Origin of the sequence: Mycobacterium sp. 852002-51961_SCH5331710, from assembly GCF_001665535.1 — a bacterium.
Lineage (GTDB): Bacteria > Actinomycetota > Actinomycetes > Mycobacteriales > Mycobacteriaceae > Mycobacterium.
Genome location: NZ_LZSQ01000062.1, coordinates 1 through 18,292, shown reverse-complemented (window position 1 = coordinate 18,292; position 18,292 = coordinate 1). Strand labels below are relative to the sequence as shown.

Below are 18,292 nucleotides of genomic sequence, written 5' to 3'. Positions count from 1 at the left end.
CGGGGTTCCGGTGGTGCCGGATGTCAGCAGGATGATGTCGCTCTTGCGTTCGGCGGCCGCGGGCCGCTTGCCGAGGTTGGACTCGATGAGCCGATCGAGCGTCACACCGTCGGCGGCTTCATCGGTCCAGGCGAGAATGCGCGTGGCGTCGGGTTTGTCGGCCATGGCCCGCTCGACGATCTCGGAGAACTCCTCGTCGTAGATGACGATGTCGGCGCCTTCGCGATCGACCACCTCGGCAAGCGGCCCGCGGCCGCCGAACGCAAGAGCGACATCATCCTGCTGACATCCGGCACCACCGGAACCCCGAAGGGCGCCAAACGCGGCGAAGGCAGCGGCGGCGCAGGTGATCTCAAGGCGGTGCTCGACCGAACGCCCTGGCGCACCGAGGAGGCGACCGTCATCGTCGCACCGATGTTTCACGCGTGGGGGTTCTCGCAGCTGTTGTTCGCCGCGCTGTTGGCCTGCACCATCGTCACGCGCCGCAAGTTCGACCCCGAGGCGACGCTGGAGTTGGTGGACCGGCACAAGGCGACCGGCCTCTGCGTGGTGCCGGTGATGTTCGACCGGATCATGGACCTTCCCGACGACGTCTTGAACCGCTACAGCGGCAAGTCGCTGCGCTTCGCGACCGCGTCGGGTTCGCGGATGCGTCCCGATGTGGTCATCAAGTTCATGGACCGGTTCGGTGACGTGATCTACAACAATTACAACGCGACCGAGGCGGGGATGATCGCCACCGCCACTCCGACCGACCTGCGGGCGGCGCCGGACACGGCCGGAACACCCGCCGACGGCACCGAGATCCGTATCTACGACGCGGATTTCAAAGAGCTCCCCGCCGGTGAGACCGGGCAGATCTTCGTCCGCAGCGGCACGTTGTTCGACGGGTACACTTCCGGGAAGACGAAGGACTTCCACGACGGGTTCATGGCTTCGGGAGACGTCGGCTATCTGGACGAAGCCGGGCGGTTGTTCGTGGTCGGCCGCGACGACGAAATGATCGTCTCGGGTGGAGAGAACGTCTATCCGATCGAGGTCGAGAAGACGTTGGCCCGCCACTCCGACGTCAAGGAAGCTGTGGTGCTGGGCGTCGACGACGAGCAGTACGGGCAGCGTCTCGTCGCCTTCGTCGTGCTGAACGACGGCGGGAGCGCCACGCCCGACGACCTCAAACAACACGTCCGCGACAACCTCGCCAATTACAAGGTCCCGCGGCAGATCACCGTCCTCGACGAGTTGCCGCGCGGCAGCACAGGCAAGGTGGTGCGCAAGGATCTGCTCGGTCTGGTCGACTAACGGGCGGCGGTCGCCGGGCCCATCGCGGTGCTGACCACCGACAGCGCGGGAAGCCCTGCCGCGGACCGTATTTCGTCGAGTCCGTGCACCATCGCGTCGGTGGCTTCGTGGATGTCGTGGAAGGTCCGGTCATCGGACAGGATCGAGATGTCGACCTGGTCGACGTAGCTCCACACCGTCATGTTGAATGCGCTGCCTGCCGAGAGCACACCGATCGAGTAGATCTCGCTCACCGGTGCGCCGCCGATGTGGCCGCGACGGCGTGGTCCCGGCACGCTCGACACCGCGACGTTCATCAACGGGTTGTGCTTGGCGCGTTGGCTCTGCCATCGCAGCAGCGGCGGTGTCAGCGGGGGAGGGAGGTATTCCATCAGCTGGCCCTGCAGCTTGGGGCCGAGGAGTTCGTAGTTCTCCTTGGCCTGCGTGGTCGCCAACGACGTCAACCGGACCCGCTCCAGCGGGTCGTCGATGTGTACCGGCAGCGAGACCGACAGGCCGCCGATCTCGTTGCCGGTGATCCGATCCGGTGACAGGTCCGTGCTCACCGGGACCGACGCCATCAACGGGCGGTCCGCGCGCCCGTCGTAGCGCAGCAGGAGTTCGCGCAGCCCGCCCGCCGCGGTGGCCAGCACGATGTCGTTGAACGTCACCCCGACGTGTTTGGCCGTCTCCTTGACCTCGGCCAGCGACAGCGATGCCGTGGCGAACGTGCGCCCCGGCGAGACGACGTGGTTGAGGAAGGTCGGCGGGGTGCGGAACATCTTCGCCAGGTCCGGATGAGCCGCGCGCTGTTTGGCGCGACGCCGCAGCTTGGTGAAACCCCGAACCGCATCACGCGTCAGCCCCGGCAGCGCGGCGACGTTCGCGGCGTGGTCACGCATGGCGGCCTTCACCAGCTCGGACCGGTTCGGCGGCTGACAGGTGGCGTACTCCTCGCGCTCGTCGTTCGTGCCGTCGGCGAGATCCATCAGCCGCGCAAGCAGATTCGCCGACGCCACACCGTCGGCCAGGGTGTGGTGCACCTTGCCGATCAGCGCGAAGCGGTCGTCGGCCATCCCCTCCGCGAAGTGGAACTCCCACAGCGGGCGGCTGCGGTCGAGCGGGGTGCTGGCAATCCGGCCGATGACCTCGTCGAGTTCACGCCGCCCGCCCGGGCTCGGCACGGGGACACGCCGCAGGTGGTAGTCGAGGTCGACCGGGCAGTCCTCGAGCCACATGGGGTGATGCAACTTCCCGGGGATGTCCACGAGCCGGTACCGCAACGGATCGAGCAGGTGCAGCCGCCGCGCTATTGTCCGCCGGAAGTGGTCGAAGGTGAACTCGCCGTCGAAGTCGGCGGCGTTGATGACCGCGACCTTCAGCGTGTGCGTGTGGAGGTTGGGCGTCTCGCTGTACAGCAGCATGGCGTCCATACCGTTGAGTCGCTTCACATCCCCACCCCTGCGGACCGTCGGTGTCCAAGGGCTCCATCGAACCACCCGGACGACCATGATCGGGGGGTTTCGGTCAGCAGGAACGCAGCGCACGGTCCCTGACTATTGTTAGGTGGCCGAACGATTGGAGTGTCGATGAGGGCCATCGTGTGTCGGGAATACTGCCAGCCCGAGGATCTCGCGCTCGACGACCTTCCCGACCCGGCACCGCAACCCGGTCAGGTCGTCATCAGGGTGCGCGCCGCCGCGGTGAACTATCCGGACGTGTTGCTGATCGGCGGCAACTATCAGGTCAAGGTGCCGCCTCCCTTCAGCCCCGGCAGCGAGATGGCAGGGGATGTCATCGCAGTGGGTGACGGCGTCGACGTCCCTGTCGGTGCTCGGGTGACGGCGACGACGTTCGTCGGCGCTTTTGCCGAGCAGGCGGTGGTCGACGCGCGGTCGGTGTCGCCGATCCCGGACGGGGTCGACTACGCCGAGGCCGCCGCGTTCGGCGTCACGTATCGGACCGCGTACTACACGCTACGGACGGTCGCTCCGGTGCAGACGGGTGACTGGGTGGTCGTGCTCGGTGCCGCCGGCGGTGTCGGTCTCGCCGCGGTCGACATCGCGACGCTCCTCGGGGGCAGGGCGTTGGCCGTCGCATCCGGACAGGAGAAACTCGAGCTGTGTCGCGAGCGCGGCGCTGAGGCGGTTGTCGACTACGACCGCGAAGATCTGCGGGCGCGTCTCAAGGAGATCACCGGCGAGGCCGGCGCCCAGATCGTCGTCGACCCGGTCGGTGGGCCGTACTCCCTGCCCGCCTTGCGCGGCCTCGGCCGGCACGGAACCTTCGTCACGCTCGGTTACGCGGCCGGCGAGATTCCAGCGGTTCCGCTGAATCTGGTTCTGCTGAAGGGCATTACCGTTCGCGGTATGGAGATTCGAACCTTCGCGTCCGACTATCCGGACGAGGTCCTACGCGACGACGAGGAGCTGAACGCGCTGTTCGCTGAGGGCAAGCTCCGTCCGTACATCGGTGCCCGCTTTCCGCTCGACGAGGCCGCGATCGCCCTGCGTCACGTCGCCGAGCGCAAGGCGCAGGGCAAGGTCATCATCGAGATCTAGAGCGTGCGGAAAAGACCGCCGTCGACCAGGATTTGAGCGCCGTTGATGTAACCGGCCGCGTCGCTGGCCAAGAACACACACAGGCCGACCATGTCCTCGGGCACCCCGATGCGCTTCATCGGGTTCATCGCCGCGGCCGCTGCCTGCGCCTCGGGCCCCCATGACTTCGAGATGTCGGTGTCGAACGCGCCCGGCATGACGAGGTTGGCCCGGACCTTCGGAGCCCACGCTCCGGCCAAGGCCAGGGTGAGGGCGTTGAGCCCGGCCTTCGCCATGGCGTAGGGGAGGTCGGCCGTGTCCGGTCGCAGCGCCCCCGCGGTGGTGACGTTGATGATCGACCCGCTGCCGTCGGCGTCGGCCATCCGGGTTCCGAAAAGCGTTGCGAGACGGAAGGGTCCGCGGGCATTGACCGCGTGCACCTTGTCGTAGAGCTCCTGTGTGACCGACGTGAGATCGTCGTACACCGGCGACATGCCGGCGTTGTTGATCAGCACGTCGCATCGTCCGAACGTGTCGTAAACGGTCTCCACCAGCATCTCGGCGTCGTCCCACCGCCCGACGTGGCATCCGACGGGCAGGGCGCGGCGGCCGGTGCTGCGCTCGATCTCGGTGGCGGCCGACTGACAGTTCTCGAGCTTTCGGCTGGCGATCACCACGTCGGCGCCGGCCTCGGCGAAGCCTTGGGCGACTGCCCGCCCGATACCCCGGCTGCCGCCGGTGACGACGACGACCTTGCCGCTCATCTCGAGCAGTTCCGCGAGTCGGGTCACCGATTTCCCATACGGGTCGACGTTTACGGGTTAGTCGAGCGCGGCCAGTGCGGCGCGGGTGTCGAGGTCGATGAACGCCGCCGAATACCGTTGGGCCAAAGCCAAACAGATGTCGGCGCCCTGCCAGGCGTCACCGCCGGAGAGGGTGGCCATCCAGATGGCCAGACCGTGTGCGACCGACGCGCGGTAGCGCAGCCACACCTCCTCGGCCGACGGGAGTTCGGCGGCGGGCAGGGTGAGCGCGTTCCGGTATTCGTCGAGCAGGTCCCGCTCGGCCCGCCTGCGGTCCTCGATCGTCAACGCACCCTGGAGGAAGTAGCCGAGATCGAGCGACCAGTTGCCGCGTCGGGCCATCTGCCAGTCGAGGAACCCGACATCGTCGTTGGGCAGCACGTAGGTGTTGCCGATGTGCGGATCGCCGTGCAGCAGCGTCTGCGGTGAGGTCGTCAGCGTGCCGATGTAGCGGGCCCAGATGTCGACGAAAAGGTCTGTGCCGTTGAGCCCGAGGATCTCGGAGGAGACCGTGTTGCCCAGTCGCTCGCGGGCGATGTCCAGCGGGGCGTACTCGAGGCCTTCGAAGGCGACGAACGGCTCGAGCCAGCTCAGCGCGTGGTTCGTGCTCAGTCGCTCACCCCAGAACTGGCTGTGCATTCGCGCCAGCCCGCGAACTCCGTTGGCGACCTGCTCGACCGTCATCGGCCGGGTGGAGTCGCGGGGGTCCGCGCCGCGTGCGACGACGTCCTCCATGATCATCACGAAGTTCGAGCCGGGCTCGTCGATGAGCGCGGCGTAAACGGTCGGATGGTCCAGCGGCAGCGACACTCCCGAGCTGAAGAGCCGGGGTTCGTGGAAGAGCCCGCTGGTGAGCGCCACGAGTTCGGCGTGGTCGGGGTCGACGGCCTTGGCGAACACCGTCGCCGGCCCGGAGCCCGTCGAGTAGGTCAGCGCCAGGCGCGCCCGGCGGTTGGTGCCGTCGTCGCGCAGCGCGACCGTGACGGCCTCGACGGTGGCGCCCGGGAAGTGATTCCCGAGCGCCGCCGTCATCCAGCTCGGCGTGATCTCGTCCCAGCTGCGCGGAAGCGACAGCTCGGCAGCGGTCATCTACGGGCCCCGACTATTTCAGGCAGCTGCCGCCGTCGACCGGCAGCGTCACGCCGGTGATGTAACGGCTCTCGTCGGAGGCCAGGAACAGCACCGCGTTCGCGATGTCCTCGGGCTCCACCCAGCCGATCGGCAGAGTGTGCATCAGCTGGGCGACGACCTTCATGTCGTCGGGGCCCGGGTTCTCGAGGTCGGGACGGAACAGCTTCATCGTCCCCTCGTTCATGTACAGCGGCGTGTTGACGTTGGTCGGGTGCACGGAGTTGACGCGGATGCTCTGTGCGCCCAGTTCGACCGCGAACGTCCGCATCAGGCCGACCACACCGTGTTTCGCTGCGACGTAGTGGCCCGTGTGCGGGTAGGCCTTCAGACCGCCGACCGAGCTGGTGAGGATGATGGAGCCGCCGCGGCCGCCGGCCAGGATGTGGGGGACACCGGCCTTGACGGTCTTCCAGACGCCACCGAGGTTGACGTCGATCATGTCGGTCCAATCGCCCTCGCTGGTCTTGTCCAGCGTGGCGCCGCCGTTACCGATGCCGGCATTGGCGACGATGATGTCGAGCCTGCCGAGCTGCTCGACACCGGCGTCCACGGCCGACTTGAGCGCATCGAAGTCGCGGACATCGACCTCGGCGGTGTAGATGCGCCGGTTGAGGCCCTTCACCAGATCCGCGGTTTCTGCAAGGTCTTCCGGGGTCGACAGCGGGATCTGCACGCTGTCGATCTGCCTGCAGATGTCGACGGCGATGATGTCGGCGCCTTCCTGGGCCAGTCGCACGGCATGTGCGCGGCCCTGGCCGCGGGCGGCGCCGGTGATGAAAGCGACCTTGCCTTCGACACGTCCGGTCATCGGGTACCTCAATTCGTTGTGTTTACAGGGGTTTCGGTGTTATTTCGGGTTGATGAAGGTGGGCATGGACTCCCAGCCGCGGACGGCGGTGGTCTGCGACGGGCGGGCGTTGGGCCAGTCGACCTCCCACGTCGGGAACCTCTTGAGGATTTCCTCGAGCGCGATCCGGCCCTCCAGGCGCGCCAGCGCATTGCCCATGCAGAAGTGGGTCCCGGCGCCGAACGTCATGTGGGAGTGCAGTTCTCGATGGATATCGAAGACGTCGCCGTTCGGCGGGAAGCGGCGATGATCGCGGTTGGCCGCGCCGACCAGCATCAGCATCGCCGAACCCTCGGGGACCGTCTGACCGTAGTACTCCACGTCGCGGGTCACGTATCGGGCGATCTGCAGCGCCGGCGGCTCCCAGCGCAGGATCTCCTCGATCGCCTGGGGGATAAGGCTCGGGTCCGCGGCCAGTTCCGCGCGCTGCTCGGGGTAATCGGCGAGTGTCTTTCCGGCCCAACCGATCAAGCGGGTGGTGGTTTCGCTGCCCGCGGTGGCGATAACCGTCAGGTACATCAGCAGTTCCTCGCGGCGCAGTCTGCGACGGGTGCCTGTCTCGTCCTCGAACTCGGCGTTCAGCAGGTCGGTCATGATGTCGTCGGAGGGATGCTCGGTGCGGTAGTCGATGAACTCCGCGAACACCTCACCGGTGGCCATCAGGTCAACCGAATCGCTTTGCAATGTCGCCTCGCCGTGCTCGGTGACGCGGCGTTGGTCGGCTTCCGGAATGCCCAAGAGCATTCCGATGACCCTCATCGGCATCTGTGCGCCGAGATCGTTGACGAAGTCGAACTTCTCGGCGCCGACCAACGGGTCCAGATACCGGCATGTGAACTCGCGGATCTGGGGTTCGAGCGCCTGCACCTTGCGCGGGGTGAACACTCGCGAGAGCAGATTGCGGTGGATGTTGTGGATCGGCGGATCCTCGAAAATCAGTGTGCCCGGAGGGATCTCCATTCCCGATTTGATGACCTCGAGCAAGGCGCCGCGACCCGAGATGAAGGTCTGGTGGTCGATCACGGCCTTGTTGACATCTTCGAACCGGCTCAACGCATAGAAGTCGTGCTTGTCGTTGTAGTACAGCGGGGCCTCTTCGCGCAGACGCGCGAAGACCGCATACGGGTTCATGTTGAGATCGACGCTGTAGGGGTCGTAGTACAGCTTCTCTTGCGTCGAATCGTGTACGTCGGGATTTTCGGCGCTGATCGTCACCGGATCGCCTCTCACCGGTCAGGTCGCATAAGACATGGGGCTGGCATTTGTCTCACAACTCTGGCATTCGCGATGAAGGGGTGTCAACAACGGATTCAAATCGGAACATTTAAGCTCTTCGCTCAGAAGAATATGATTCTCCGCAGGTGTGTGGAATGGTCGCGGGGGTGCTTTAAGGAGCCGAGAATGTGATTCTCGCCTCGGAAGTGAGAACGGAGTTCTCCGACTAGTCGGCGGCGAATCCGTGCGAGACGAAGTCCCAGACCTCGTCGGCGGTGATGGGGTGCGTCGTGCCGTCTTCGGCACCGTTGGACTGGGCGACGAACATGACCGTCTGCATCGTCATCGCCGCCATCCGCTTCGGGTTGATGCCCTCCCGCAGCTGGCCCGCCTCGCCGGCCTCTTCCATCAACTCGGTCAGCAGTGCCAACAGCGGCGCGTGCGCGACCTTGACCTCGGCGGGGTGTGAGAGCAGCAGCCGGGGCGCGAAGTCGGTGAACAGCGGCCGTTTTGCCGTGGGGTCCGGACGTGAGGATTCGAACAGCAGCTGCACGGCGACCTTGAGCCGTTCGATGGGCTCGTCGGCCGTGGTGGTGGCGGCGCGGATCTGGTCGGCCGACCGGCTCAGGGCGTCCTCGAACAGCGCCAGCAACAGCTCGTGCTTACCGTCAAATTGCAGGTAGAAGCTGCGCAGTGACTGCCGCGAGCGGTCGACGACCTCCTGGACGGTGAAGTCGGTGCTGCCCTTTTCGATGATGATGGCCTGCGCGGCATCGAGGAAGCGCTGCACGCGCTGCGCGGCCCGGAGCTTCGCGGTTTTGATGGAGCGTTCGACCGCGCGCTGCTTCCAGGCAGGCTCTTCGCTCGGGCTTGTCACCGGTGGCTCAGACGCTGGCCGGGCGGGGAGAACATGAACTGACTGTACCGGAGAACGTCTCGCCATTGCGGTCCTCGACCCCCTCGCGGCCAACGTGTCAGAGATTGTAACTTTCTCACGATGAGAATAGTATTCTCATTTTGGAGATAACAATAGTCCTACCAAAGATTTGATCCGGCGGGAGTTCCGTGCAGCTCACCTTCGATGCCGACGTCGAGGCGTTCCGCGCCGAGTTCAACGCCTTCCTCGACGAACATCTTCCCTCCGACGCCGTCGCCCTCGAGCGGTCGCGTTCGAGCAGTGACGTGCCGGGCTGGGCGCGGGAGTGGCAGCGGCTGATGTTCGACAACGGTTGGCTGCTACCCGGCTATCCGCCGGAGTTCGGTGGACGCAACGCGACGATCCTGCAGCAGTACGTGCATCAGGAGGAACTGGCTCGTCGGCGCGTGTATCTGACCTACAACCCCCAGGGCGTCGGCATCATCTCGGCCTCGCTGATCTCGTTCGGCACCCCCGAGCAGCAGCGCCGCTGGGCGGTCCCGATCCTGCGTGCAGAGATCACCGCATCGCTCGGGATGAGCGAGCCGGGCGCCGGTTCCGATCTGGCGTCGTTGCGTACCACTGCGGTCCCCGACGGGAACCATTTCGTCGTCAACGGCCAGAAGGTGTGGACCTCGGGGGCACACGACGCGGATGTCCTGCTGACTTTTGTTCGCACCGATCCGAAAGCGCCCAAGCACAAGGGCATCAGCGTGCTGATGATCCCGACGGACCTGCCGGGAGTGGTGCGGCGGCCGTTCGCGTCACTCTGTGACGCCGACGACCTCGATTTCAACGAGGTCTTCTTCAACGACGTGCGGGTGCCAGCGGAGAATCTGGTCGGCCCGTTGAACGAGGGCTGGCGGGTTGCCAACGGTTCGCTCGGGCACGAACGAAACATGTTGTGGCTCAGCTATGCGGACCGCCTGCAAGAACTGGTCGAGGATTTCCGGCCCGCCTCCGCGCTCGATCGCGACCGGTACGCCCGCCTGGCGATGGACAATCAGGCGCTTCGCCTGCTCGGCTCGGTGGCACTGGCCCGCGCCGAGCGTGGCGACGAGGACGTGGCCGCGCTGTCGGTGCTCAAACTGTTCGGGTCCGAGGCTTCGCAGACCGCGGCCGAATATGTGCTGGACGCCGGTGGTGCCGACGCGCTGGACCATCCCACGTTCTCTGGGCCGTACAGCGCGCAGCATCTCGAGCTGTACCGGTGCGGTTGGTTCGAGCGCTATGTGCGCACGTTCGGCGGCACCATCGCCGGTGGCACCTCGGAAATCCAACGCAACATCATCGCCCAGCGATTGCTGGGACTGCCTCGAAACTAGAAGGACTGCAACATGTACATCGAGTACGAGGTCGCCGACCGCATCGCGACCATCACGCTGAACCGGCCCGAGGCCGCTAACGCGCAGAACACGGAGTTGCTCGACGAGCTCGACGGCGCGTGGACCCGGGCGGCGGAGGATCCCGAGGTATCGGTGATCGTGTTGCGGGCCAACGGAAAGCACTTCTCGGCCGGCCACGATCTGCGGGGCGGGGGACCGGTGCCGGACAAGATCACGCTGGACTTCATCATCCAGCACGAGGCGAAACGCTATCTGGAGTACACGCTGCGCTGGCGCAATGTGCCCAAGCCGTCGATCGCAGCCGTCCAGGGGCGCTGCATCTCCGGCGGGTTGCTGCTGTGCTGGCCGTGCGATTTGATCATCGCCGCCGACGATGCCCAGTTCTCCGATCCGGTGGTGCTGATGGGTATCGGCGGTGTCGAATACCACGGCCACACTTGGGAACTCGGGCCGCGTAAGGCCAAGGAGATCCTCTTCACCGGTCGCGCGATGACCGCCGACGAGGTCGCCGCCACTGGCATGGTGAACAAGGTGGTGCCTCGGGACCAGCTCGATGCGGAGACCAGGGCGCTTGCCGAGCAGATCGCGAAGATGCCGCCGTTCGCGTTGCGGCAGGCCAAGCGCGCTGTGAACCAGACGCTCGACGTGCAGGGTTTCTACGCGGCCATCCAGTCGGTGTTCGACATCCACCAGACGGGCCACGGGAACGCGCTGAGCGTCGGCGGTTGGCCGGTGCTGGTGAACCTCGACGAGATGAAGGCCAGCATCAAGTAACTGTTCCCCCTTGTGGCGCGAGCGTGCGTGTTTGCACACGACAAGCCGCCATTTCTCGACAGTTTGGTCACGCTCACGCGGCACGAGCGTGACCAAGTTCTCGGTTTACCCTCGCCACGAAGTCCCAGCTTCGGTGCCGCACATCGTCGGCAACGATCGCGATGACCGTCCACCCAACGTCCTGCAGGGCCAGGCGGCGTCGACGGTCGTTGCGCAGCGCTTCGGGTTCGGCATGCCAATCGACGCCGTCGTACTCGACCGCGACGCGAACGTCGGGCCACGCGAAATCCAGGCGGCGTAGCTCACCGTTGCCGTCGATCAACTCGTACTGCAGTTCGGGCATCGGTAGTCCACCGTCGATCATCGCCAAACGCGCTTCACTCTCCATCGGGGATTCCGCGCGGGCGTCGGCGAGAGGAACTAGGTCACGCACGGCAACGATGCCGCGCCGACCGGCCTGTCGGGTTGCCGCACGCCACAATTCGGCCCGGGAACAGGTTTCCGAGCGGAGCGCGGCGTCGAGTGTTGCCAACGCCCGCGGCCGTCGCAATGCGCGTGCCACTTCGATCGCGGTCCATGCCGGCGATGTCGCGAGCCGATCGGCGACACGCACCAGCGGCGCACCGTCCCGGCGATGTACCACCAATCCGTCGGCCGAGCGCAGCTGATGGCCGGGCGGGTTGAGGACGTGAAGTTCGGCGGGTTGTTCGGTGTCGAAGCCGAACAATGCCGCGGCGGTGGCCAGGCATACCGGCACCGTCGTGCCGCACGACAGGTCGAGGCCGCGCAACCTCAACTCGTCCGTTGGTTCACCGAGGCAATAGACGCCGTGCCAGAGGCGCTCGAGATCACTTGCCTTGAGCACGGCTTCGAATGTGTACCGGGGGACGAGCGCCAAGATCTGGCTGCTCGTCGCCAATCCACCTTGCCGGTCGAACAGGTGCCTGAGGGCTGGGTCCATGGCGGCAATCGTCGCGCTGACGCGTCAACACGTCGGGCGCCGAGAACACCATCTGTGGATGAAACTGGCTTTGTGCACAATCGGTGAGGCACGAGCGTGCACAAAGTGATGAAATGCCGCGGCGTGTCGTGTGCAAACACGCACGCTCGCGGAACGTCAGGACTACAGGTGTGCCAGCCGCGGGACCGAGCCTCGGGCACGCAGGCCTGCGCCCGCTCTCTTGGTGAGTTCGCGTGAGCTGCCGAGCAATCCGTCGAGCACGAGCGCTCGCTTGATGTGCCGATGCAGATCGTGTTCGGCGGTGAAGCCGATGCCGCCGAGAACTTGCTGGCAGTGCTTGGCCGCCGTCAATGCCGCCTTGCCCGCGGCGGCCTTGGCCAACATCGCCGTCAGGTCCGCGCTTTCCGTGCCGGGCAGGCCCAGCGTCGCCTCGGCACCCTCGATCGCCACCAGCGTCTCGGCCAACCGGTGCCGAATGGCTTGGAAAGACGCGATCGGCTTGCCGAACTGGACGCGATCGAGCGCATGCTGACGCGCCAGCGCCAGCATTGCCCTGGCCGACCCGACCAGCCACCAGCCCACCGCTCGGCGAGCCTCACCCATCCGCATCAGCTCGCCATCGGGTACTCGGCGCAGGGACAGGCCGCCGAGCGTCGGCTCGCTGTTGGCCGCGCGTTCCCACACCACCCAGCTGCCGCCGGTGTAAGGCATCGGCGGGGTCCCGCCTGGTAGGCCGCCAATCGTCTCCAACAGCACATCGTTGAGAACCGAGGCATGCGAACCGGTTTCGCCGAGCAGGCGGAACACCAACGGGATCGCTTGGTCTGGGGTGTCGGCCAACATCTCGGCCCACCCGAGTTCGGCCAGCGCAGCGTCGAGCTCCGCGCCCGAGACCGACAGCATCGTCTTGCGCAGCGTGTCTTCGAGCATCGCCAGCGATTCGGCGTCCAAACCGGATTCCACTCCTCACTCCTTACCCAGATCGAGCAGGCGACGGGCGATGATATTGCGCTGCACCTCGGCGGTACCGCCGTAAATGGTCGCGGCCCGCGAATACAGGTACTCGGTGCGCCAGGTGTTCTCCTCGAGCTCGATGCGGCCGGGCAGCAGATCGCGCACGGTGTCGTAGAGCCGCTGTTCGGCGCCCGCCAGCAGCACCTTGTCGATCGACGTGTCCGCACCCAGCTTCTGTCCCTCGCCCAGCCGATGCTGGGTGGCGCGAGAGCGGCAACGCAACGTATGCAGCGCCAAGTACACCTCGCCCAGATCTGAATCCGACGCCGTGCCAAGACCTTTGACTTCGTTCACGAGCTCGTCGAACCGCGAGTACAGGTAGGCGATGCGTTGCCAGAAGCAGGTGGAGCGCTCGTAGGGGAGAAGGTCCATCGCGACCTTCCACCCGTCGCCGGGGTTGCCCAGCATACGGTCCGCCGGCACCACCACATCGTCGAAGTACACCTCACAGAATTCGTCGACATCGTGCATGGTGCGCAACGGACGCACCGAGACACCCGGCGAATCGAGGTCGACGAAGAATGCGGTGATCGCCTCGTGGTTGGGCGTGTTGGCATCGCCGGTGCGGGTGAGCAGGATGCACCGTTTGGCATACTGCGCGAAGCTGGTCCACACCTTCTGACCGTTCACGACCCAGTTGTCGCCCTGCGGCACGGCGCGAGTGGTCAACGACGCCAGGTCGCTACCCGAGCCGGGCTCGGAGAAACCCTGGCACCACGACTCCTGCCCGGACAACAGCCGCGGCACCATCTCCGCCGCCAGTTCTGGTCGTGCGTAGTCGATCATGGTCGGCGTCAGCACGTCGAGCATCGAATACGGGCCGGGATGGTCGAGTCCGCGCCCGACCACCTCCTCGCCGACGATGGCGCGCAGGATGTCCGGACCGCCAAGGCCGCCAGCCGATTCCGGCCAGCCGTAGCGCATCCAATCGGCCTCGTACAGCGCCTTGAGCACCCGTAGGTGCTGGGCCTGATGGGCGTCGAGTGAGTGGTCGTCGGAAGGGGTCAGGTCGTTTGCGTCGAGCCATTCCCGCAGCGCGGCGCGGAACGCGGCAGGTTCGAACAGGTCGCTGCTCATCCAGCCTCGGGCCTTCCGATTGCGTGCGGGCGCCCCGAGTCGTGGTCACCGCTACGCCGAATGAACGTCATGGCACGCGTTTTCAGCCGCCAGCCGTCGTCGGTGCGGACATAGGTGTCGTTGTAGTAGCCGATCCGCATGTCGTGTTTGGAATGTTCGATGAAGCACAGCGGCTGCGTCCCCGTCGCTTTGTCCGGATCGTTCTCATCGAGGTGCACCAGCGACGTGCCGGTCATGAACAGACCCTTCGGCGCGGCGTCGACGAGCTCGGGGAAGCGATTCAGCGTGTAGGTGGAGCCGAACGCGCTGTACGTCCCGTCCGGGGTGAACACCGAGATCAGCCCCTCGATGTCGCCCTGGGTGATGGTGACGGCGTACTTGGCCAGCAGCTGCTGGATCTCGACCAGATCGTCAGTTCGAGTCATGTCGGAAGACCTTACCGCCCTTCATTACAAAGCTGACATCCCGTGTAACGCCGATATCGGCGAGTGGGTCACCTGGCACCGCGATGATGTCGGCGAGGTACCCCTCGGCGATGCGGCCCAAGTCGGGTTTGTCGATCAGATCTGCGGCGACGACGGTGGCCGCGCGCAACACGGCGGCGGCAGGCATGCCCCATTCCACGAGCGTGACCAACTCGTCGGCGTTCTTGCCGTGGGGGATAGCGGGGGCGTCGGTGCCGACCGCGATCTTCACCCCCGCCTCGTAGGCGGCCTTTATCGACGTGCGGGCTTTCGGGAACATCTCGGCGGCCTTGTCCTGCAACGCCTTCGGCGCCCTGGACACGTCCATGGCTTCGGCCAGCCGGCGCGTGGTGACCAGCCACCGGTCGTTGTCGACCAGCATCTGGATTGCTTCGTCGTCCATCAGGAAGCCGTGCTCGATGCAGTCGATGCCGCACGCGACCGCGTGCTTGACGGCCTCGGCGCCGTGCGTGTGCGCGGCCACCTTCAGGCCGCGTCGGTGTGCCTCGTCGACGATGGCCCGCAGTTCTTCGTCTGAATAGTGTTGCGCGCCAGCCTCGCCGGTCAGCGACATCACGCCGCCGGAGACGCAAACCTTGATCAGCTGAGCGCCGTGCTTGATCTGGTAGCGCACCGCCTTGCGGATCTCGTCGATGCCGTTGGCGATGCCCTCTTCGACCGTCAGCTCCAGAGCCCCCGGCATGAAGGCCGCGAACATCGTCGGATCGAGGTGGCCCCCGGTCGGGGTGATCGCGTGACCGGCCGGAATGACCCGCGGACCGTCGATCCAGCCGGCGTCGATCGCCTTGCCCAGCGCGACGTCGAGCAGGTAGCCGCCGGTCTTGACGAACAGCCCGAGATTGCGCACGGTCGTGAAGCCGGCCCGCAATGTGCGGCGGGCGTTACCCACCGCTCGCAGCACCCGGGTCGCGGGGTCGTCCTGAACCTGGGAAAGGCCGGGGTTTTCGCCCCGGCCGCCCATCAGGAGGTTGACCTCCATGTCCATCAGGCCGGGCAACAGGATCGCGTCACCGAGATCGATGACCTCGCCGTCGGCCGCACCGCCGACGCCGACGATGCGGTCGTCGTCGATTCGGACGATGCCCGGCCGGACGATCTCCCCGGCATCGACGTCGAGCAGACCCGCCGCTTTGAGGGTCACTGCGCTCGGCGATGTGGGGGCACCGCCCGCTTGCGGGGGACCGCTTGCGCGAAGAGCAGACAACGTCAGACCACCGGCTCCCGGATACAGGTGATGTAGGTGGCGCCGCTGTCGAGCACCCGCGGCTGTTTCCACACCTCGATCGGGAATGACACGTTGACCAGCGACTGCATCATGTGGATGAGAGCCTTTGCGTCGTCGGGCATGCCGTCCAGCGGGAAGCGGGCGTCGCAGTACTCCATGACGGCCTCGAGGCGCTCCATACCGGCGTCGTAGAACTCCTGCATCTCCTCCATCGTCGAGGACAGTCGCTTCTGGTAGCGCTCCTCTTCGGTGGGCAGGCACCAGTCGGTGAACCGCTCCAGATCGGCGAATTCTTCCGGCAACTTAGGCATTGATCGCGTCCTTCTCGCTCGCGCTGGCGGAGGTCTGGCCGTTGGTGAGGCCCTTTTCCTTCTTGTAGGCGTTCACGTGATCCCACGCGGTCTTGTGCAGGTGACGCAGCAGGACCTCCTGGTCACACAGCGGGAATTCCTTGACCACACGGGTGTTGATCATCGTTTGGGTGGCCTCGAGAGTGTTGGCGTCTTGGAACGCGTACTCCTTGAAGGTCACGGCCGCGAGTTCGTGGGCAAGCCGCTCGCGGGTGTTGGTGGCGGGCACGAAGTACAGAGTGCACTCGAAGATGTGCTTGTCCACGTCGGTCGGCCAGTAGTGGTACGTCAGATACCAGCCCGGCGCCCACAGCAGAAGGGTGAAGTTCGGGAAGAACTCGAAGGAGTCCTGACCCCATGCGTGGTGCCGGGACGGGTTGACCGCCGGCGGCAGTTCCTCTGGCAGGATGCCCTTGATCTTGGGCCGGTCCCACGGTCCGAACAGCCCGCTGTGCAGGATGCGTTCGATGGGCTTGACCATGTTGATGTCCTTGGGCGGGCTCATGCCGCCCCACGAGGACACCATGGAATGCCTGCCCTTGATGTCGTAAGCCAGTGCCTCGAAGCCGTAGCTGGCCAGCTTCTCGGCCTCCTCCTTGACCGCCTGCTTCATGTGCAGGATCGGCGCGTGGTAGAACTCGACGAACGCGTCGATGAACAGCTTCCAGTTCGAGTTGACCTCGGCCCGATAGGAATACGTCTCGGTCATCTCGTGGAACGGGTAGCCCTCGAGGCCCTTCGCGAAGTCGCCCAGGTAGTCGATCAGCGGTTCGGCGTCGTCGTCGAAGTTGATGAAGATGAAGCCTTCCCACACCTCGCAGCGCACGGGCACCAACCCGTAGTCGGCCTTGTCGACATCGAAGAACTCGCCCTCCTGCTGGATGAACGTCAGATCACCCTTCAGGTTGTAGCGCCAGGCGTGGTACTTGCACGTGAATTGGCGGCACGTGCCCGAGACTTCTTCGCCGGGATAGTCGTTCCACACCAGCTTGTTTCCGCGATGGCGGCACATGTTGTGGAACGCACGCACCGTGTTGTCGCCGTCCTTGACGATGATCACCGACGTACCGGCACCCGCCGACGGCATCTCGCGAGTGAAGTAGCTGCCCTTCTTGGGGAGCCGCTCCACACGTCCCACGTTGAGCCAGCACTTGCGGAAGATGGCCTGCTGCTCGAGCTTCCACTGCTCCGGGTCGATCGAGTCGGTGTAATCGACCGGTGCGGTGCCGAGTTCGGGCCAATGCTCCGTCCAGCTACCCTCTTCTGGTTTCGGGAAAAATGCCACGGTGTCTTACCTCTCTGCGAGATTTTCGGAGTCTGGTTCCACGCCGAAAGTGTTGATGGCCATGGCCAGTGCGCCATAGCAGCCGATGGTGAAGATGAGGTCCATCAGCTGACGTTCCTCGAGGTGATCGGACAAGGCGGCCCACGTTGCGTCGGAAACGTTGGCGTCGTCCTGTAGTTCGTCGACCGCCTGCAGCACGGCGCGGTCGAGCTCGTCGAGGGCCTCACCGCGTTGCAGGGCATCGATGACCTCGTCGGTCAGACCCTCCTCGCGGCCCATCTTGACGTGGTGGCGCCACTCGTATTCGCACTTGGTCAGGTGCGCCACGCGCAGGACCGCCAACTCGCGCAGCCGCGGCGACAGCGTCGATCCGTACAGCAGGTGGAAGTTGAACCGCAGGAAGGCGCGGGTCAGCTTCGGATGGCGGACCAACGTCGCCAGCAGGTTGCCTGCCAGTTCGGGATTTCGCCGTTCGGGAGACATGCTCGACAGCGCTTGGTCGACGGCGTCGTCCCACTCTGCTGCGGGCAGCGGCGGCACGCGCAAGGCGTCTCCTTCCGGTGTGCTCTCGGTGATGAGAATCAGGTTCTCATATTTCGCCAATAGATTTCCACCTTTCTCGCCGATGGTCAACGCCGGAGGTCATCGGCGGTGGTCAAAAGCGTGCCTCGTCGGACCTAATCGCCCTGACAGGAGGGCCTAGGGTGGCTTTCGGACATTGATTCTCGTACGGTGAGAAGATAGTTTCCTCACATCGAGAACAGCTCGGATGGATAGCCTCGGGGGACGCGACGAAAGGAACGGGCATGAACAAGGACGACATGATCTTGATCAGTGTCGATGATCACATCGTCGAACCGCCCGATATGTTCAAAAATCATCTGCCGAAGAAGTACATCGATGAGGCGCCGCGGTTGGTGCACAATCCGGATGGTTCGGATACCTGGCAGTTCCGTGACACGGTGATCCCGAATGTGGCGCTCAACGCGGTGGCGGGTCGGCCCAAGGAGGAGTACGGCCTGGAGCCGCAGGGCCTCGATGAGAT

17 protein-coding genes and 3 pseudogenes are annotated in these 18,292 nt (G+C 65.4%); 5 read left to right on the top strand and 15 right to left on the bottom strand.

Annotated features, from left to right (window positions below):
• Window positions 1–249 (bottom strand): annotated as a pseudogene (locus A5752_RS10570) (acyl-CoA synthetase); the annotation flags it as partial.
• On the opposite strand from A5752_RS10570, the pseudogene A5752_RS10565 reads away from it, so the two are divergent.
• Window positions 232–1,299 (top strand): annotated as a pseudogene (locus tag A5752_RS10565) (AMP-binding protein); the annotation flags it as partial. The pseudogenes A5752_RS10570 and A5752_RS10565 overlap by 18 nt on opposite strands.
• Here A5752_RS10565 and A5752_RS10560 read toward each other — a convergent pair.
• The gene (locus tag A5752_RS10560) at window positions 1,296–2,729 is read right to left on the bottom strand and encodes a WS/DGAT/MGAT family O-acyltransferase (RefSeq protein WP_067084955.1); all 1,434 of its coding nucleotides are present in this window, start codon (window positions 2,727–2,729) and stop codon (window positions 1,296–1,298) included. The pseudogene A5752_RS10565 and the gene A5752_RS10560 sit on opposite strands and share 4 nt — an antisense overlap.
• Before the next feature lie 138 nt (window positions 2,730–2,867).
• Between A5752_RS10560 and A5752_RS10555 the strand changes: the two genes are divergently transcribed.
• Window positions 2,868–3,839 carry an NADPH:quinone oxidoreductase family protein gene (locus A5752_RS10555; RefSeq protein ID WP_067084954.1) on the top strand — a complete coding sequence of 324 codons (972 nt, stop codon included), beginning with the start codon at window positions 2,868–2,870 and terminating at the stop codon, window positions 3,837–3,839.
• Here A5752_RS10555 and A5752_RS10550 read toward each other — a convergent pair.
• The 5 genes from A5752_RS10550 to A5752_RS10530 all read right to left on the bottom strand — a co-directional run bounded on the left by A5752_RS10550 (window position 3,836) and on the right by A5752_RS10530 (window position 8,757).
• On the bottom strand, window positions 3,836–4,582 hold the full coding sequence (locus A5752_RS10550; protein WP_067084960.1) for an SDR family NAD(P)-dependent oxidoreductase: 747 nt from the start codon (window positions 4,580–4,582) through the stop codon (window positions 3,836–3,838). The two genes, A5752_RS10555 and A5752_RS10550, sit on opposite strands and share 4 nt — an antisense overlap.
• A 57-nt stretch (window positions 4,583–4,639) precedes the next feature.
• Window positions 4,640–5,710, bottom strand: a complete 1,071-nt coding sequence (locus tag A5752_RS10545; protein ID WP_067084952.1) for a phosphotransferase — start codon at window positions 5,708–5,710, stop codon at window positions 4,640–4,642.
• Between the two features lie 13 nt (window positions 5,711–5,723).
• Window positions 5,724–6,560 carry a mycofactocin-coupled SDR family oxidoreductase gene (locus tag A5752_RS10540; RefSeq protein ID WP_067084951.1) on the bottom strand — a complete coding sequence of 279 codons (837 nt, stop codon included), beginning with the start codon at window positions 6,558–6,560 and terminating at the stop codon, window positions 5,724–5,726.
• A 39-nt stretch (window positions 6,561–6,599) separates the two neighbouring features.
• A complete protein-coding gene (locus A5752_RS10535; protein WP_502686712.1) occupies window positions 6,600–7,730 on the bottom strand; it encodes a cytochrome P450 in 1,131 nt (376 codons plus the stop codon).
• Between the two features lie 310 nt (window positions 7,731–8,040).
• Window positions 8,041–8,757 (bottom strand): TetR/AcrR family transcriptional regulator, encoded by a 717-nt coding sequence (locus tag A5752_RS10530; protein ID WP_082963830.1) that lies wholly within the window; start codon window positions 8,755–8,757, stop codon window positions 8,041–8,043.
• 122 nt (window positions 8,758–8,879) lie between these two features.
• Between A5752_RS10530 and A5752_RS10525 the strand changes: the two genes are divergently transcribed.
• Window positions 8,880–10,055: an acyl-CoA dehydrogenase family protein gene (locus A5752_RS10525; RefSeq protein WP_067084946.1), complete on the top strand. Its 1,176-nt coding sequence runs from the start codon at window positions 8,880–8,882 to the stop codon at window positions 10,053–10,055.
• Between the two features lie 12 nt (window positions 10,056–10,067).
• Entirely contained in the window at window positions 10,068–10,850 is a 783-nt protein-coding gene (locus A5752_RS10520) for an enoyl-CoA hydratase (RefSeq protein WP_067084945.1), read from the top strand.
• A gap of 73 nt (window positions 10,851–10,923) precedes the next feature.
• Here the strand turns inward: A5752_RS10520 and A5752_RS10515 are convergent, their stop codons facing one another.
• The 8 genes from A5752_RS10515 to A5752_RS10480 form a co-directional block, all read right to left on the bottom strand.
• Window positions 10,924–11,811, bottom strand: coding sequence for a type IV toxin-antitoxin system AbiEi family antitoxin (locus A5752_RS10515; RefSeq protein ID WP_067084943.1), 888 nt, complete (start codon window positions 11,809–11,811; stop codon window positions 10,924–10,926).
• A 162-nt stretch (window positions 11,812–11,973) separates the two neighbouring features.
• Window positions 11,974–12,741: an acyl-CoA dehydrogenase family protein gene (locus A5752_RS10510; protein ID WP_067084958.1), complete on the bottom strand. Its 768-nt coding sequence runs from the start codon at window positions 12,739–12,741 to the stop codon at window positions 11,974–11,976.
• Between the two features lie 36 nt (window positions 12,742–12,777).
• On the bottom strand, window positions 12,778–13,902 hold the full coding sequence (locus A5752_RS10505; RefSeq protein WP_067084941.1) for an acyl-CoA dehydrogenase family protein: 1,125 nt from the start codon (window positions 13,900–13,902) through the stop codon (window positions 12,778–12,780).
• Window positions 13,899–14,327 (bottom strand): nuclear transport factor 2 family protein, encoded by a 429-nt coding sequence (locus A5752_RS10500; protein WP_067084939.1) that lies wholly within the window; start codon window positions 14,325–14,327, stop codon window positions 13,899–13,901. The genes A5752_RS10505 and A5752_RS10500 overlap by 4 nt, the downstream gene beginning before the upstream one ends.
• Entirely contained in the window at window positions 14,314–15,528 is a 1,215-nt protein-coding gene (locus A5752_RS10495) for a metal-dependent hydrolase family protein (protein ID WP_067084937.1), read from the bottom strand. The genes A5752_RS10500 and A5752_RS10495 overlap by 14 nt, the downstream gene beginning before the upstream one ends.
• A 65-nt stretch (window positions 15,529–15,593) precedes the next feature.
• Complete coding sequence (locus A5752_RS10490) at window positions 15,594–15,923, bottom strand: hypothetical protein (RefSeq protein WP_064346540.1); 330 nt, start codon at window positions 15,921–15,923, stop codon at window positions 15,594–15,596.
• Window positions 15,916–17,247, bottom strand: a complete 1,332-nt coding sequence (locus A5752_RS10485) for an aromatic ring-hydroxylating oxygenase subunit alpha (RefSeq protein ID WP_067084936.1) — start codon at window positions 17,245–17,247, stop codon at window positions 15,916–15,918. The genes A5752_RS10490 and A5752_RS10485 overlap by 8 nt, the downstream gene beginning before the upstream one ends.
• A gap of 6 nt (window positions 17,248–17,253) precedes the next feature.
• On the bottom strand, window positions 17,254–17,793 hold the full coding sequence (locus A5752_RS10480) for a carboxymuconolactone decarboxylase family protein (RefSeq protein WP_067084957.1): 540 nt from the start codon (window positions 17,791–17,793) through the stop codon (window positions 17,254–17,256).
• A gap of 260 nt (window positions 17,794–18,053) precedes the next feature.
• Between A5752_RS10480 and A5752_RS10475 the strand changes: the two are divergent.
• Window positions 18,054–18,292: pseudogene (locus tag A5752_RS10475) on the top strand (amidohydrolase family protein); the annotation flags it as partial.

Coding starts and splice junctions, on each gene's coding strand:
- A5752_RS10555 (WP_067084954.1), top strand. CDS start 2,868: ATGAGGGCCATCGTGTGTCGGGAATACTGCCAGCCCGAGGATCTCGCG.
- A5752_RS10550 (WP_067084960.1), bottom strand. CDS start 4,582: ATGAGCGGCAAGGTCGTCGTCGTCACCGGCGGCAGCCGGGGTATCGGG.
- A5752_RS10545 (WP_067084952.1), bottom strand. CDS start 5,710: ATGACCGCTGCCGAGCTGTCGCTTCCGCGCAGCTGGGACGAGATCACG.
- A5752_RS10540 (WP_067084951.1), bottom strand. CDS start 6,560: ATGACCGGACGTGTCGAAGGCAAGGTCGCTTTCATCACCGGCGCCGCC.
- A5752_RS10535 (WP_502686712.1), bottom strand. CDS start 7,730: ATGAACCCGTATGCGGTCTTCGCGCGTCTGCGCGAAGAGGCCCCGCTG.
- A5752_RS10530 (WP_082963830.1), bottom strand. CDS start 8,757: ATGGCGAGACGTTCTCCGGTACAGTCAGTTCATGTTCTCCCCGCCCGG.
- A5752_RS10520 (WP_067084945.1), top strand. CDS start 10,068: ATGTACATCGAGTACGAGGTCGCCGACCGCATCGCGACCATCACGCTG.
- A5752_RS10515 (WP_067084943.1), bottom strand. CDS start 11,811: ATGGACCCAGCCCTCAGGCACCTGTTCGACCGGCAAGGTGGATTGGCG.
- A5752_RS10510 (WP_067084958.1), bottom strand. CDS start 12,741: ATGCTCGAAGACACGCTGCGCAAGACGATGCTGTCGGTCTCGGGCGCG.
- A5752_RS10505 (WP_067084941.1), bottom strand. CDS start 13,902: ATGAGCAGCGACCTGTTCGAACCTGCCGCGTTCCGCGCCGCGCTGCGG.
- A5752_RS10500 (WP_067084939.1), bottom strand. CDS start 14,327: ATGACTCGAACTGACGATCTGGTCGAGATCCAGCAGCTGCTGGCCAAG.
- A5752_RS10490 (WP_064346540.1), bottom strand. CDS start 15,923: ATGCCTAAGTTGCCGGAAGAATTCGCCGATCTGGAGCGGTTCACCGAC.